This window comes from Pseudomonas sp. TE4620 (assembly GCF_056279045.1).
In genome coordinates this window covers 1,306,673-1,320,833 of record NZ_JBWBQO010000001.1, presented here as the reverse complement: position 1 = coordinate 1,320,833, position 14,161 = coordinate 1,306,673, and the positions used below count along the sequence as shown (strand labels likewise).

Annotated in this window: 13 protein-coding genes and 1 pseudogene; 5 read left to right on the top strand and 9 right to left on the bottom strand. The window is 65.1% G+C overall.

What is annotated here, in order from left to right; translation table 11 throughout:
- Window positions 1-118: 118 nt before the first annotated feature.
- From ACZ9A3_RS06250 to ACZ9A3_RS06235, 4 genes are read left to right on the top strand one after another with little or no spacing between them, the layout of a single operon-like run.
- The gene (locus tag ACZ9A3_RS06250) at window positions 119-1,828 is read left to right on the top strand and encodes a copper resistance system multicopper oxidase (protein ID WP_476252240.1); all 1,710 of its coding nucleotides are present in this window, start codon (window positions 119-121) and stop codon (window positions 1,826-1,828) included.
- Entirely contained in the window at window positions 1,821-2,693 is an 873-nt protein-coding gene (locus ACZ9A3_RS06245) for a copper resistance protein B (protein ID WP_476252239.1), read from the top strand. Before ACZ9A3_RS06250 ends, ACZ9A3_RS06245 begins: the two co-directional genes overlap by 8 nt.
- A 14-nt stretch (window positions 2,694-2,707) precedes the next feature.
- The gene (locus ACZ9A3_RS06240) at window positions 2,708-3,136 is read left to right on the top strand and encodes a DUF411 domain-containing protein (protein WP_476252238.1); all 429 of its coding nucleotides are present in this window, start codon (window positions 2,708-2,710) and stop codon (window positions 3,134-3,136) included.
- A gap of 10 nt (window positions 3,137-3,146) precedes the next feature.
- Window positions 3,147-3,581 (top strand): YqaA family protein, encoded by a 435-nt coding sequence (locus ACZ9A3_RS06235; RefSeq protein WP_093384974.1) that lies wholly within the window; start codon window positions 3,147-3,149, stop codon window positions 3,579-3,581.
- Here ACZ9A3_RS06235 and ACZ9A3_RS06230 read toward each other — a convergent pair.
- The 6 genes from ACZ9A3_RS06230 to ACZ9A3_RS06205 form a co-directional block, all read right to left on the bottom strand.
- Window positions 3,578-4,162 (bottom strand): DinB family protein, encoded by a 585-nt coding sequence (locus ACZ9A3_RS06230; protein ID WP_213601912.1) that lies wholly within the window; start codon window positions 4,160-4,162, stop codon window positions 3,578-3,580. The genes ACZ9A3_RS06235 and ACZ9A3_RS06230 overlap by 4 nt on opposite strands.
- 10 nt (window positions 4,163-4,172) lie before the next feature.
- The gene (gene zapE / locus ACZ9A3_RS06225) at window positions 4,173-5,291 is read right to left on the bottom strand and encodes a cell division protein ZapE (protein WP_476252237.1); all 1,119 of its coding nucleotides are present in this window, start codon (window positions 5,289-5,291) and stop codon (window positions 4,173-4,175) included.
- A gap of 181 nt (window positions 5,292-5,472) precedes the next feature.
- On the bottom strand, window positions 5,473-6,621 hold the full coding sequence (locus ACZ9A3_RS06220; RefSeq protein WP_045201359.1) for a PQQ-dependent sugar dehydrogenase: 1,149 nt from the start codon (window positions 6,619-6,621) through the stop codon (window positions 5,473-5,475).
- A gap of 30 nt (window positions 6,622-6,651) precedes the next feature.
- On the bottom strand, window positions 6,652-6,939 hold the full coding sequence (locus tag ACZ9A3_RS06215) for a hypothetical protein (RefSeq protein WP_371128683.1): 288 nt from the start codon (window positions 6,937-6,939) through the stop codon (window positions 6,652-6,654).
- Between the two features lie 152 nt (window positions 6,940-7,091).
- Window positions 7,092-8,051 (bottom strand): agmatinase, encoded by a 960-nt coding sequence (gene speB / locus ACZ9A3_RS06210; protein ID WP_045201358.1) that lies wholly within the window; start codon window positions 8,049-8,051, stop codon window positions 7,092-7,094.
- Between the two features lie 21 nt (window positions 8,052-8,072).
- Window positions 8,073-9,152: a polyamine ABC transporter substrate-binding protein gene (locus tag ACZ9A3_RS06205; protein ID WP_093384994.1), complete on the bottom strand. Its 1,080-nt coding sequence runs from the start codon at window positions 9,150-9,152 to the stop codon at window positions 8,073-8,075.
- Between the two features lie 100 nt (window positions 9,153-9,252).
- Between ACZ9A3_RS06205 and ACZ9A3_RS06200 the strand changes: the two genes are divergently transcribed.
- Window positions 9,253-10,143 carry a LysR family transcriptional regulator gene (locus tag ACZ9A3_RS06200; protein WP_045201356.1) on the top strand — a complete coding sequence of 297 codons (891 nt, stop codon included), beginning with the start codon at window positions 9,253-9,255 and terminating at the stop codon, window positions 10,141-10,143.
- 1 nt (window position 10,144) lies between these two features.
- Here ACZ9A3_RS06200 and ACZ9A3_RS06195 read toward each other — a convergent pair whose 3' ends face one another.
- The 3 genes and pseudogenes from ACZ9A3_RS06195 to ACZ9A3_RS06185 all read right to left on the bottom strand — a co-directional run.
- Window positions 10,145-12,580: a TonB-dependent receptor gene (locus ACZ9A3_RS06195; protein WP_476252236.1), complete on the bottom strand. Its 2,436-nt coding sequence runs from the start codon at window positions 12,578-12,580 to the stop codon at window positions 10,145-10,147.
- A 119-nt stretch (window positions 12,581-12,699) separates the two neighbouring features.
- Window positions 12,700-13,578, bottom strand: a complete 879-nt coding sequence (locus ACZ9A3_RS06190) for a FecR family protein (RefSeq protein ID WP_230090831.1) — start codon at window positions 13,576-13,578, stop codon at window positions 12,700-12,702.
- Window positions 13,579-13,582: 4 nt separating this feature from the next.
- A pseudogene (locus tag ACZ9A3_RS06185) lies at window positions 13,583-14,089 on the bottom strand (RNA polymerase sigma factor); the annotation flags it as partial.
- Window positions 14,090-14,161: the final 72 nt, after the last annotated feature.

The following is a 14,161-nucleotide window of genomic DNA, read 5'->3' as shown; positions in this document are numbered from 1 at the left end:
CGGCCACAAGTGAACGCGTACCTGCCTGGCCAGCTGACAAATCTGTAATGCGCTGCTCAGTTTGCTGACAGTCAGCACTGGCTAAGGTCGTGCCATCCCCGCCCCTGGAATGGCAGCCATGCTTCGACACCCGACCCGCCGCACCTTCGTCAAGGGCTTCGCCGCCGGCAGCGCCCTGGCCGGCCTCGGCCTCTGGCGCCTGCCGGCGTTTGCCGCGCCCGGCGTGTTTGCCAACGAGTTGAGCGGCGAGCACTTCGAGCTGTTCATCGGCCAGACCCCGGTCAACGTTACCGGCCGCCCGCGTACGGCGCTGACCATCAACAACAGCCTGCCCGGCCCGACCCTGCGCTGGCGGGAGGGCGACAGCGTGACCCTGCGGGTGCGCAACCGCCTGAACGAGTCGACCTCGCTGCACTGGCACGGGATCATCCTCCCGGCCAACATGGATGGTGTGCCGGGCTTGAGCTTTGCCGGCATCGAGCCCGGTGGCGAGTACCTTTACCGCTTCACTCTGGAGCAGAGCGGCACCTACTGGTATCACAGCCATTGCGGCCTGCAGGAACAGGCCGGGGTCTACGGCGCGATCGTCATCGAACCCAGGCAGCCCGAAGCCCATCGCTACCAGCGCGACTACGTGCTGCTGCTCAGCGACTGGAGCGACCAGGCCCCCGAGGCGCTGATGGCGACCCTGAAAAAGCAGTCCGATGCCTTCAACTACCACAAGCGCACCGTTGGCGACTTCATCGACGATGTCGCCAGAGATGGCTGGCAGCAAACCGTCGCCGAGCGCAAGGCCTGGGCGGCCATGCGCATGAGCCCCACCGACCTTGCCGACATCAGCGCCGCTACCTACACCTACCTGCTCAACGGCCAGCCGCCGGATGGCAACTTCACCTGCCTGTTCCAGCCCGGCGACACTGTGCGCCTGCGCCTGATCAACGGCTCGGCAATGAGCTATTTCGACTTTCGCATTCCGGGCCTTAAGCTGACGGTGATCGCCGCCGATGGCCAGCCGGTAGAGCCGGTCGAGGTCGATGAACTGCGCATCGCCGTGGCCGAAACCTATGACGTGCTGGTGCGGGTCGGCGACCTGCCCGCCTATACCCTGTACGCGCAGAGCATGGACCGCAGCGGCTACGCCCGCGGTACCCTGGCGCGCAGCAACGGGCTGAGCGCCGAGGTGCCAGAGCCGGACCCACGCCCCATCCTGACCATGGCCGACATGGGCCACGGCGCCATGGCCGGGATGGGCGCCATGGACCACAGCCAGATGGCCGGCATGGACCATTCGAAAATGACCGGCATGCAGCAACACCCAGCCAGCGAAAGCGGCAACCCGCTGGTGGACATGCAGACCATGAACCCCAGGCCCAACCTCGCCGACCCAGGGATTGGCCTGCGCAACAACGGCCGCCGGGTGCTGACCTACGCCGATCTGAAAAGCACCTTCGCCGACCCCGATGGCCGCGAACCGTCACGGGAAATCGAACTGCACCTGACCGGACACATGGAGCGCTTCGCCTGGTCGTTCAACGGCATCAAGTTCTCCGACGCCGAGCCGCTGCGCCTGACCTACGGCGAGCGCCTGCGCATCACCCTGGTCAACGACACGATGATGGCCCACCCGATCCACCTGCATGGCCTGTGGAGTGACCTGGAAGACGAACACGGGCGCTTCCAGGTGCGTAAGCACACCCTCGACATCCCGCCGGGCAGCCGCCGTAGCTACCGGGTCAGCGCCGACGCCCTGGGCCGCTGGGCCTATCATTGCCACCTGCTCTACCACATGGAGATGGGCATGTTCCGCGAGGTACGCGTCGATGAATAAGCCCATTTTTCGGCCGCTGTTCGGTGGCTTCGCCCTGCTCGCCCTGCTGGCCAGTGAAGAGACCCGTGCCGAGGCGATGGATCACGCCGCCATGGGCCACGGTGCCATGAACCATCAAGGCATGAACCACAGCATGGCGCCGGGCACTCCACGCACGCCACTGCGTCCGATCACCGACGCCGAGCGCCAGGCGGCCTTCCCGCCGCTGCCCGGTCATCAGGTCCATGACCGGCAGATGAACTGGGCGGTGATCGTCGAGCAGCTGGAGTACCAGAACTTCGACAACAGCAGCGCCCTGAAGTGGGACGCCAATGCCTGGATCGGCGGCGATGTCGACCGCCTGTGGCTGCGCAGCGAAGGCGAACGCGAACGCGAACAGGGCGTGACCCACAAGGCCGAACTGCAGGCGCTCTGGGGCCATGCCATCAGCCCCTGGTGGGAGCTGGTCGGTGGCCTGCGCCAGGACTTCAAGCCGGCCACTGGCCAGACCTGGGCCGCCTTCGGCATCCAGGGCACGCCGCTGTACGGGCTGGAGCTGCAAGCCACCCTGTATGCCGGCGAACGTCAGCAAACCGCGCTGCGCCTGGAGAGCAGTTACGCTATCCTGCTGAGCAATCGCTGGATCCTCGAACCGTCGCTGGAGGCCAATTTCTATGGCCGCAACGACGCCACCCGGGACCAGGGCAGTGGCCTTGCCGACAGCGAGATTGGCCTGCGCCTGCGCTACGAAATCACCCGTGGCGTTGCCCCGTACCTGGGCATCAGCGTCAACCGGGCCTACGGCAACAACGCCGAGCAAATCCGTGATGAGCACGGCGATATCGGCCAGACCCGCCTGGTCGCCGGAGTTCGCCTGCGTTTCTAGAAGTGGAGAAGTACATGCTGAGCAAGAAAATCGTCGCCTTCGGCCTGCTGGCCCTGAGCACCCTGGCCCAGGCCGGGCCGACCATCGATGTCTACCGTGACCCCAACTGCGGCTGCTGCAAGGACTGGATCAAGCACCTGCACGACAACGGCTACAGGGTCAACGACCATGTCGAGCCGAACATGAGCGCGCTCAAGCAGCGCCTCGGCGTCGAGCCGCGCCTGGCCTCGTGCCATACCGGGGTGATCGACGGCAAGTTCGTCGAAGGCCATGTGCCGGCCGAGCAGATCAAGCTGCTGAGCAAGCGTCCCGACCTCAAGGGCCTGGCCGTACCGGGCATGCCCATGGGCTCGCCGGGCATGGAAATGGGCGACCACAAGGACGCCTACCAGGTCATCGGCCTGACCCTTGAGGGCAAGGACGAAGTGGTCGCCAACTACTGATCAGGCCTTGATGCTCAGCTATTGGGCGCTGTTTCTCAGCGCCTTCGGCGCAGCCACCTTGCTGCCGCTGCAATCGGAAGCGGTGCTGGTCGGCCTGCTGCTGCGCGAACCTGAGGCGCTGGTCAGCCTGTTGCTGATCGCCACCGCCGGCAACGTGCTCGGTTCGATCGTCAACTGGCTGCTGGGCCGCGGCATCGAGAACCTGCGCGACAAGCGCTGGTTCCCGTTCAAGCCCGAGCAACTGGCAAAGGCCCAGCAACGCTACCAGCGCTATGGCCAGTGGTCGCTGCTGCTGAGCTGGATGCCGGTGATCGGCGACCCGCTGACGCTGATTGCCGGGATCATGCGCGAGCCGTTCTGGCGCTTTTTAGTGCTGGTCACCCTCGCCAAAGCCGGGCGTTACCTGGTGCTGGCGCTGCTGACGCTGGGCTGGATGCAGCACTAGCGCCCCCAGATCTGCGCCTCGGTCCAGCCCAGTTCGGCAAAGTCCTGGGCGCGCAGGTGCGCTTCATCCTCACAAAAGAATTCATCCAGTTGCGGTGGGCGCACCGCGGTGTCGCTGAGCATCGCGTGCACCTGGCCACGGTGGTGGATCTGGTGCTCGAACAGGTGCGAGAGCAGGCGCAGGCGTTGTTCGCGCTGCACCCAGTCGGGGCGCACGATGTTCACATAGCGCTGCAACTGGTCGTCACGTAACTGGCTGCAGTAAGCGATCAGGCGGTGATCGGCCTGCAACTGTTCGGCGTGCAGTTCCAGGCAGGTGGCAAAAGGCTCCTCGGGCTGGAAAAAACGCTCGCTGTCCGGGTCTGGCGCTTCGCCGCGCTGCTCACACTCAAGGGCCTGCAGGTAGAACCAGTCAACGGTGAGGATGTGGTTGAGGGTCGCCTTGATCGACGGGAAAAAGCTCGCCCGCGGGGCGACGAACTCATCCTGGCTCAGTTGCCTGCAGGCCTTGTACACCCGGTGGTTGGCCCAGCCGTTCTGGTAGGCCATGGTCAGCAGGTGGTGCGAAAGAGGCTCGGCCATGATCGATTCCTCAGCAGAAGCGTTGCAGTTGCATCTCCCGCAAGCGGCTGAGCGTACGCCGGAACGGGAACTCCAGATACCCTTCAGTGTAGAGCGCTTCCAGGGCGACCTCGGCTTCCAGGTACAGGGCGATCCGCCGGTCGTAGCATTCATCGACCAGGGCGATGAAGCGCCGCACGCTGTCGTCATGCACCGACAGTTGCGGCAGCTCGCGGTCGCCGGCGACCACCCGCCGGGCGCCGTCCTCGGTGCCGCGGGCGATCTTCGCCGGGCGCTGGCGGGCGCCGAGCGCCGGCACCTCGCCGAGCAGGATGGCCTGGAAGCAGTCGCACAGGGCCATGAAGTCCATGGCGGCGAAGGGTTGCTCACACAGGTCGGCGTAGCGGCACCAGAGCACCGTCTCACAGCGTTGCACCACGCTGAGCTGGCGTGAGCCGATCAGCAAGGGTTGTTCAGTCGCCGCTTGCTCACCGCGCAGTTGCTCGAAGACCTGCGCCAGGGCTGCGGGCTGGCCTTTCTCGGTAATCCAGTAACGCTGTATCCGCGCGCCCGGATGCAGGCGATGGTCTTGCTCACCCGCCACTGCCACCACCTGCATATGCTGCTCGATGGCGGCAATCGCCGGCAGGAAGCGCTCGCGGTTGAAACCGTCGCTGTAGAGCTGCCCGGGCGGCTGGTTGGAGGTGGCCACGATCACCACCCCGGCCTCGAACAGCACCTGGAACAACCCGCCGAGAATGATCGCATCGCCGATGTCGTTGACGAACAACTCGTCAAAGCACAGCACGCGGATTTCTTCGGCCAGGGACAAGGCCAGGGCCTGCAAGGGCTCGGCGGTGCCATTGAGCTGGAACAGGCGCTGATGCACCCAGCGCATGAAGTGATGAAAATGCTGGCGCCGGGCCGGAACCTGCAGGCAGGCGTGGAACTGGTCCATGAGCCAGGTCTTGCCGCGCCCAACCGGCCCCCAGAGGTACACGCCCTGCGGGGTTTTGCCGCGTTGCAGGGCCTCGAAGCAGGTTTGCAGGGCGGTGGCGGCCTGCAACTGGGCCGGATCGCTGACAAACCCCTGGCTGGCAATGGCCTGCTGGTAGCGGGTCAGCGGGGACTGTTCGGTGAAGCAGGACATGCGCGGCGTCCGTCGCAAAAGGGGGCATTCTGCGGCGGGGGGCATCGCGGGGCAAGTGCTACCACCATTGGTAGGAGCGGGCTTGCCCCGCGATGAGGCCAGTACAGTCAGCACATCGGATGTTGTCTGAGATACCACCGCTGCGCGCTCGATCGCGGGCAGGCCCGCTCCCACAAGGTCTCTACAGATCCAGCCCGACTTTGAGCAGCGCCCCATCCGTCTCATCGGTAAGCAGGTACAGATACCCGTCCGGCCCTACCCGCACGTCGCGAATCCGCGCCTTGAGCTCGCCGAGCAGGCGCTCTTCATGCACCACCTTGTCGCCCTTGAGCTCCAGGCGAATCAGTTCCTGCGCCGCCAGGGCGCCGATGAACAGGCTGTGATCCCAGGGTTTGAAGCGCGGGTTGTCGTAGAACGCCATGCCGCTGATGGCCGGGGACTTCTCCCAGACATGGTGCGGGTCGAGCATGCCCTCGACGTGCTCGCCCTTGGCCTCCGGGATCGGCATCAGCGAATAGTTGATGCCGTGGGTAGCGATCGGCCACCCATAGTTCTTGCCGGGTTTGGGGATATTGATCTCATCGCCACCACGGGGCCCATGCTCGTTGGTCCACAACTCGCCGGTCCAGGGGTTGAGCGCCGCGCCCTGTTGGTTGCGGTGGCCAAACGACCAGATTTCCGGGCGCACGTTGGCCTGGCCGACGAACGGGTTGTCCTTGGGCACCGTGCCATCCGGGAGGATGCGCACCACCTTGCCCTGCAGCTTGTCGAGGTCCTGGGCGGTCGGGCGCTGGTTGTTCTCGCCCAGGGCGATGAACAGGTAGCCGTCGCGGTCGAACACCAGGCGCGAGCCAAAATGGTTGCCGCTGGAGAGCTTGGGCTGCTGGCGGAAGATCACATTGAAGTCTTCAAGCTTGGCGCTGTCGGCCGACAAGCGCCCGCGGCCCACCGCGGTACCGGCCGTGCCGCCCTCCCCACCACCTTCGGCATACGACAGGTAGACCATCCGGTCCTGCTTGAAGGTCGGTGACAACACCACGTCGAGTAAACCGCCCTGGCCCTTGGCCCAGACTTCGGGGACGCCGCCCAGCGGCGGCCCGACCTTGCCTTCGGGGCTGACAATGCGCAGGTTGCCGGCGCGCTCGGTCACCAGGATGCCCTGGCCGTCTGGCAAGAACGCCAGGGCCCAGGGATTGCGCAGGCCTTCGGCGAGGGTGCTGACCTTGACGCTGCCCTCCTCGCTCTTGAAGTCGCGCTCGGGCGCGGCATGGGCCAGCAGCGGCAGCAGCGCCGCGGTCATCAGGGTGGGTAGCCAGGTGCGTGGGGACATCAGCGATTCCTTCCAGGGAGGGCCTGTTATTCAGGGTGCGGGCGCGCGCGGCGGCCGGCTGGGTTCCAGGCGCGGGGTGGTCTGTTCGCGGCGGATGTTTTCGCCATTGCCGATACCACGGTTCTCGAGGGTCGGCGGGCGCGGGTTGGGCTGGGTCGACGGGCCGCGCACCGGCGGCGTGGCCGGCACGCTGCCCTGGCGGCTGTTGGGGTTGGCGCGCATGATCGGGCTGTTGTAGGGGTTATTGTTGCTGGCCGCCAGCTGCAACGGCGCGGCAACAGGCGCCGCCTGCAGCGGCGAGCTCAGGAGCAGGGCCATGGCCAGGCCCGTCAGTGATCGGTTCACGGTATTCACCTCCGGCAACACACGGCGCCGAAAACCAGCGCGCCCAAGCGTTGGATAGCCTAAGGCGCGACAGGTTCGCCGGGAAACCTCGATTTGCCCCGCAGGTGATTCATTTTGTTACCGGATCAGCCATCGACCTTATGCTTCGCGGCGTACAGGCAAAGCATTTCCATGGCCAGGGTGGCCCCGGCCAGGGCGGTGATATCGGCATGGTCATAGGCCGGCGCGACTTCCACCAGGTCCATGCCCACCAGGTTGATGCCGCGCAACCCACCGAGGATTTCCAGCGCCTGCACCGTGGTCAGGCCGCCACACACCGGGGTGCCGGTGCCGGGCGCGTAGGCCGGGTCCAGGCAGTCGATGTCGAAAGTCAGGTACACCGGTTGCTCGCCAACCCGCTGGCGAATCGCTTCGATGATTGCCTGGGTACCACGTTGATGCACCTGGCGGGCATCGAGCACGGCAAAGCCCTGGGTATCGTCATTGGTGGTGCGCAGGCCGATCTGCACCGAGCGCGCCGGGTCTACCAGGCCTTCGCGGGCCGCGTGCCAGAACATGGTGCCGTGATCGACACGCTGGCCCTCCTCGTCCGGCCAGGTGTCGCTGTGAGCATCAAAATGAATCAGCGCCAGCGGACCGTGTTTGCGTGCATGGGCCTTGAGCAGCGGGTAGCTGATGAAGTGGTCGCCGCCCAGGGTGAGCATGGCGCAGCCGGCTTCGAGAATCTGCTCGGCATGGGCCTGGATGCTCTCGGGCACGGTGTGCGGGCTGCCGTAGTCGAAGTTGCAGTCGCCGTAGTCGATTACCGCCAGGTGCTCGAAGGGGTCGAACTCCCACGGCCAGTGCCGGGCCCAGGCCTGCTGCACCGAGGCGGCACGAATCGCCCGCGGGCCGAAGCGCGCACCCGGGCGGTTACTGGTGGCGGTGTCGAACGGCACGCCGCTGACCACCACATCGACGCCGCGCAAATCGCGGCTGTAGCGCCGGCGCGAGAAGCTGGTGATACCGGCAAAGGTGTTTTCGGCGATGGTGCCGTAGAGGCTGTCGCGGGTAATGGCCTGGTCGTTGTCGGGGGCGAGGTCCATGGTCGGGCTCCTGGTTTGTTGTTATTGGCGGCTACGGAAGGTGGTCCACAGGCGGGTGCGCTGGCGCATGTCGGCGAGGCTCATGCTGCGGTCGGCAAACAGCCGCGCGCGTATTTCGGCCGAGGGGTAGATGTCCGGGTCGCCGCGCACCGCTTCATCCACCAGAGGCGTGGCAGCCTGGTTGGCATTGGCGAAGAACAGCGTGTTGGTCAGTGGCGCCACCGAGTCCGGGCGCAACATGAAGGCGATGAAGGCGCGGGCCGCTTCTGGGTGCGGCGCGTCCTTGGGCATGACCAGGTTGTCCTGCCAGATCAGCGTGCCTTCGCGGGGGATGCGGTAGATCACCTGGTACGGCTTGCCGGCCTTGTGCGCCTGGTCGGCGGCCATGGCTGCATCACCGTTGTAGGTCAGCGCCAGGCACACACTGCCGTTGGCCAGGTCGTTGATCTGCCGGCCGTTGGCGACGTAGCTGATCGACGGCTGAAGCTGCTTGAGTAGCGCCTGGGCGGCCGCCAGGTCGTCCTTGTCACGGCTGTAGGGATCCTTGCCAAGGTAATGCAGGGCGACGCCGATCACCTCCTGGGGCGAGTCGGACATGGCAATTCCGCAATCCTTGAGCTTGCTGGCGTACTCGGGCTTGAACAACAGGTCGAGGCTGTCCAGCGGCACATCACCCAGGCGTTGGCGCACCGCCTCAAGGTTCATGCCCAGGCCGAGGGTGCCCCAGGTGTAGGGCACGGCGTACTGGTTGCCAGGGTCGACCTCGGCCAGCTTGGCCAGCAGGTCCGGATCGAGGTTGGCGTAGCCGGGCATGGCCTGGGCGTGCAGCGGCTGCAAGGCACCTGCGGTCAGGGCGCGGGCCAACAGGCTGGCGGACGGCACCACCACGTCATAGCCACTGCCACCGGTGAGCAACTTGGTTTCCAGCACTTCGGTGGTGTCGAAGGTGTCGTAGCGCACCTTGTAGCCGGTTTCTTGCTCGAAGCGCTGCAAGGTCTCGGGCGCGACGTAGTCGGCCCAACTGTACAGGTTGAGGACTTTTTCCTCGGCCTGCACCGGCAAGGCCAGGGCCAGGGACAACAACCACAGGGATGTACGCATGTCGGGCACCTTTGTCAGTGGATGCCGCCAGCATGCCTGCCGGGTTACATTACTAAAATGGCAAGTCAGTTAACCTGACATTCATCAGGAGCAATGTTTGATGCTGGGACAACTGCACGACCTCGACCTGCACCTGCTGCGGCTGTTCGTCACTGTAGTCGAGGCCGGCGGCTTCAGCGCCGCCCAGGGCGTGCTGGGTTTGAGCCAGCCGAGCATCAGCCAGCAGATGGCGCGCCTGGAAACCCGCCTGGGCTATCGCCTGTGCCGCCGCGGCAAGGGCGGCTTTGGCCTGACCGCAAAGGGTGAAGTGCTGCTCAAGGCCACCCGCGAACTGCTGGTGCAGATCGAGGCGTTTCGGCACCAGGCCAACGGCGTCGCCGGGCGCTTGCTCGGCGAGGTACGCATCGGTATTTCCGAAGCCCAGGAAAGTACCGTGACTTTGCGCCTGGCGCGGGCCATCGAGCGTTTTCGCCAGCGTGACGAGGCGGTGCGCCTGGAGTTGGTCAGCGCCATGCCAGCCGACCTTGAGCGCCAGCTGTTGCAGCAGCGTCTGGACCTGGCCATCGGCTATTTTTCCGGCAAGCAGGCAGCGTTCGATTACACGCCGTTGTTCGAAGAAAACCAGCGCCTGTACTGCGCCAGCCATCATCCGCTGGCCGGGCAAACCGAGGTCAGCCTGGCGGCCTTGCAACAGGCCGACCAGGTCGAACACCCCTACCGCTTCCAGAGCCGCCAGGAACCCTTTGACGGCACCAGCGGCGCGGCCCGTTCCGAGCAGGTCGAAGGCGCGCTGGCCTTCATCCTCTCCGGCCGACACATCGGTTATCTGCCCTGCCACTACGCCGAGCCCTGGGTCGCGCGCGGCCTGTTGCAGGCTCTGGACCCGGCGCTGGATTTTGCCGTGCCGTTCGTGCTGGTGCGCCACCGCGCCCAGGTGGCCAGTGATGCCGAGCAGGCCTTCGCAGCCGACCTGCTGGCCGCCTTCGCCTGACTCAGTAGGCCAGCGACCAGGTCAGGGTGTAGGTGCGGCCACGGCCCTGGTAGTCATAGAGATAGGCCGGGCCATAGGTCGGCGAGTAGAACAGCGTCGCGCGCTGGCCCCAGACGGTGCTGTACTGCTTGTCGAGCAGGTTCTGGATACCAGCGCTGAAGGTGCCGAAACCGGTGTCCTGGCTACCCAGCAGGTCGAAGGTGGTGTAGCCGCTGATCGTGTGATCGGCATCGTCCTTGAGGGTGAAGGCGTGGTTGGCCTGCAAACGGGCGCTGCGGCCATCGCCCTTCCAGCCGACGAAAGCGGTGGACTTGGACAGCGACGCATAGCGGGCATCGCGCTTGATCCATTCGCCGTCCTTGTCTTGCTCTTGCGAGCGCACCAGGTGCAGAGTGCTACCGGCTTCCCAGCCGCTTTCGAAGTGACGGGTCAACGCGCCTTCAAAACCGAAATCGCGGCTTTTCTGCTCTTCGACATTGATGGTCAAAGTGGCCATGTCGGTGGTGATGATCTTGTCCGACCAGATGTAGTACACCGCGGCCTGGGCGTCCCAGTCGAGGTCGGCGTAGCGCCAGCCCAGCTCCACCTGACGGCTCTTGATCCCGGCCAGCGGGTTGTCCTCGACGCTCAGGCCCGGCTTGCCGTAGTACTTGGCCGGGTCCGGCAGGTCGAAGCCTTCGCCGTAGTTGCTCCAGACCTGGTGACCGTTCTTGAAGTCGTAGATGGCGCCGAAGTTGAACAGGTTGACCTGGTAGTCGTTGTTGCCGCCGGGCACGTTCTTGAAGTCGCCGACATCGACGTCCATCTGCTGGCGCCGGGCGCCACCGGAAAAGGTCAGGTTATCGGTGGCCTTCCAGTCCAGCTGGGCGTAGGCCGAGATGCCGTCGACCCGGTAGCTGGGGTAGCGTGCTGCCTTGCTGGCTTCATCCAGATCCAGGCCACCGCTTTCGGACGACGTCAGGGCATTGAAGGTGGTCTGGTCGGCGTTGAAACGCTCGCGGTCCAGGTCCACACCGTAGGTCAGCTTGAGGCTGTCCCACTGCTTGGCGAACAGCGCCTTGAGGCTGCTGACTTCGAAGTTCTGCTGCGAGGCGGCAAAGTACACGCCTTTGGAGCCCGCCGGTTTGCCGGTGTTGTAGTACGGGAACGGGTAGAAGTTGTCGTCTTCCTTGCGGTACGAGGCCTGCAGGTAGAAGTCCTGGCCGAGCACATCGCTGTGGTGGTAGTTGGCGTTGAGCAGCAGGCGCTTGGTGCGCGGCGCAAGATCGGTGGAGTAGCCGCCGCGCAGTTCGGCGTCTTCCAGATCCGACGGGCCGTTGTAGTTCAGGTTGGGAAAGTAGATACCGGTGCTGCCGTGGTTGCCCGAGTCGTAGTACTGGGCCAGCAGGTCGAGGCTCTGCTCGTCGTTGAACTTCAGGCCCAGGCTGCCAAGCACGTCGATGGTGCGGTTGTACTGCAGGTCGGTCTGGGTGTTGTCGATGAAGATCTGCTCGCCGGCGCCGTCGTAGAAGGCTTCGTTCTGCTCGGCAGACACACCCAGGCGCGCATTGATGCGCTCGTTGCCGCCGCTGATCGACTGGGCGATGCGGGTCGACAGGTCGTCGCTGTTGTTGAAGCCGCTGCTGGCACCCAGCTGGGTTTCAAAGCGCGCCGGGCCTGCTTCGCCCTTCTTGGTGACGATATTGATGATGCCGCCGGTGGCGCCGCCGCCGTAGATGGCACTGGCCCCGGAGAGCACTTCGACGCGCTCGACGTTGAACGGCGAGATGCTGTCAAACTGGCGCGACAAACCCCGCGAGCTGTTCTGGCTGACGCCGTCGATCATCACCAGGACATTGCGCCCGCGCATGTTCTGCCCGTAGTTGGTACGCCCTTCCGGCGCCAGGTCCAGACCCGGGACCAGCTTGCCGATAGCTTCCTTGAGGCTGACGCCGCTGTCGATCTGCTCACGCAGTTGCTGCTGGTCGACCACCCAGACAGTACCGGGGATTTCGCTGATCGAAGTGCTGGTACGCGAGGCGACGCTGACTTCGATGGGCTTGAGGCTGACGCTTTGCGCCGCCGCGCTCTTGCGCAGGATCACCGTATTCTGCGCGCTGAACTGCCAGCTCATGCCGCTGCCGGCCAGCAGGCTCTGCAAGGCCTGGGCAATGCTGTAACGGCCCTGGAGCGCCGGGCTTTGCCGGCCCGCCACATCCTGGCTGGTGAACAACAGGTGCAGGCCGGCCTGGTCGGCGAAGGCGGTCAGTGCCTGGTCGAGGTTCTGCGCAGGCAAGTCCAGGGATACTTCACGCTCCTGCTGGGTGCTGGCGGCTTTTACCGGGTCGGCGGCGTGCACCTGCAGGGTGCCGAGCAACGCGGCGACGGCGGTCGAGGCCAGCAGGACGTGTTTGAAATAACCGGTGGAACGGGCGATTGGCTTGAGCGGACCCTTCACTGTTTTCTTCCAGGCAAATGGTTGTAAATGAGAATGGATTGCTGATCAGTCTCACTACGACGATTGGGCGAAGAAGAACTTGCAGTGGGAATTCGAAAATATTTTTTCAGTACTGCGGGTCAGTACACCACAGCCAGCCACGGCAAGTAGGTAACCTTCAGCGCATAGCGCTGTTCAAGGGTGCGCAACAAGCCTTCAGGGTCGTTCAGGTCAAACACCCCGCTGACCTGCAGCGCCGCCAGTTGCTGATCCGACAGCACGATGCGCCCGTGCTGATAACGCTCAAGTTCGGCCAGCACTTCGCGCAGCGGCTTGCCGTTGAAGATCAGCTTGCCGCGCTGCCAGGCGGTTTGCGCGCGGGCGTCGGGTGAGGTTTCCAGCACCTGCCCGCCTACCTGCGCCTGGCCCTGGGCTACCACCACGCGATTGCGCACGCCATCACGGCGCACACTGAACACCGCAGCGCTGCCCTGCACCGGCTCGGCGCCGGCATCGACCACGAACGGCCGCGGGTCGGCAGCAGGCTCGAACAAGGCCTCGCCGGCCTTGAGCAGCACGCGGCGCTCACCACTGCTGAATTCCACCGACAGCGCACTGCCACTGTTGAGGGTGACCTGCGAGCCATCGGCAAGGGTGATGCGCTGCTGCTGGCCCACCCCGGTGTGGTAGTCGGCAAGCAGGGCCGGCGCCTGCTGCACACCGCCATAGCCGACCAGCGCCAACACCAGCGAGGCGGCCACGGCCGAGCCCCAGCGCCGCCAACGTGGCGCCGGCGCGGCTACTTCTGCCGCCGCCCGGGTCTGCCCCAGGTCTGCCCACAGTGCCTCGGCTTCACCCGCAGCCTCGGCATGCGCCGGGCTCAGCGCACACCAGCGCTGGTAGCGTTGGCGGTCAGCGGCGCTGGCGTTGCCCGAATGCAGCAGCACCTGCCAGTCGAGGGCATCATCGGACAAATCGCTGATCGGTTGCGGCGCAGGCATGGCGTAGGCGTCAGTCATGGTTGTGTTTGAGCCAGTCGCGACAATGGCGCAGGGCCTGGCCGATGTATTTTGCCACCATGCTCTCGGAAACGCCCAGCCGTTGTGCAATCTGCGCCTGGGTCAGGCCTTCGACGCGGTTGAGCAGCAAGGCCTGACGGGCGTTGGCCGACAGTTGCAGCAAGGCTTCATCGAGCAGCTCCAGGCGCTCACTGGCGAGCAACGCAGCTTCCGGTGCCGGCGCCGGGCATGGCACCTGACGCGCCGCTTCGCTGTCGTCGAGGCTACTGCTCATGCGTTGTTCGCGGCGCAAGGTATCGATGGCCAGGTTGCCGGCCACGCGAAAGATGAAGCTGCGTGCATGCAGCACCGGCAGGTCCTGCTGCTCGATCTTCACCAGTTTCAGGTAGGTTTCCTGGGCGACGTCGGCGGCCCGCTGGCGGTCGCTCATGCGCCGGGTCAGGAACTGCAGCAGGTCATCGTAATGTTCCTGGAAGCTTGCAAGCAGCCCGGACACGGGAGACGTCAACATGGAAAATGTGAGTGCCAGTAAGAGGAATTATCGGACGTTAATGAGAAACAGTATCTTTCAAAACCTGCTGGA

What these genes read in the sequence shown, in the direction of transcription:
- ACZ9A3_RS06245 (WP_476252239.1), top strand. Translation starts at nt 1,821, where the DNA reads ATGAATAAGCCCATTTTTCGGCCGCTGTTCGGTGGCTTCGCCCTGCTC.
- ACZ9A3_RS06230 (WP_213601912.1), bottom strand. Translation starts at nt 4,162, where the DNA reads ATGGCCGAGCCTCTTTCGCACCACCTGCTGACCATGGCCTACCAGAAC.
- zapE (WP_476252237.1), bottom strand. Translation starts at nt 5,291, where the DNA reads ATGTCCTGCTTCACCGAACAGTCCCCGCTGACCCGCTACCAGCAGGCC.
- ACZ9A3_RS06235 (WP_093384974.1), top strand. Translation starts at nt 3,147, where the DNA reads ATGCTCAGCTATTGGGCGCTGTTTCTCAGCGCCTTCGGCGCAGCCACC.
- speB (WP_045201358.1), bottom strand. Translation starts at nt 8,051, where the DNA reads ATGGACCTCGCCCCCGACAACGACCAGGCCATTACCCGCGACAGCCTC.
- ACZ9A3_RS06205 (WP_093384994.1), bottom strand. Translation starts at nt 9,152, where the DNA reads ATGCGTACATCCCTGTGGTTGTTGTCCCTGGCCCTGGCCTTGCCGGTG.
- ACZ9A3_RS06220 (WP_045201359.1), bottom strand. Translation starts at nt 6,621, where the DNA reads ATGTCCCCACGCACCTGGCTACCCACCCTGATGACCGCGGCGCTGCTG.
- ACZ9A3_RS06240 (WP_476252238.1), top strand. Translation starts at nt 2,708, where the DNA reads ATGCTGAGCAAGAAAATCGTCGCCTTCGGCCTGCTGGCCCTGAGCACC.
- ACZ9A3_RS06215 (WP_371128683.1), bottom strand. Translation starts at nt 6,939, where the DNA reads ATGGCCCTGCTCCTGAGCTCGCCGCTGCAGGCGGCGCCTGTTGCCGCG.
- ACZ9A3_RS06250 (WP_476252240.1), top strand. Translation starts at nt 119, where the DNA reads ATGCTTCGACACCCGACCCGCCGCACCTTCGTCAAGGGCTTCGCCGCC.
- ACZ9A3_RS06200 (WP_045201356.1), top strand. Translation starts at nt 9,253, where the DNA reads ATGCTGGGACAACTGCACGACCTCGACCTGCACCTGCTGCGGCTGTTC.
- ACZ9A3_RS06190 (WP_230090831.1), bottom strand. Translation starts at nt 13,578, where the DNA reads ATGACTGACGCCTACGCCATGCCTGCGCCGCAACCGATCAGCGATTTG.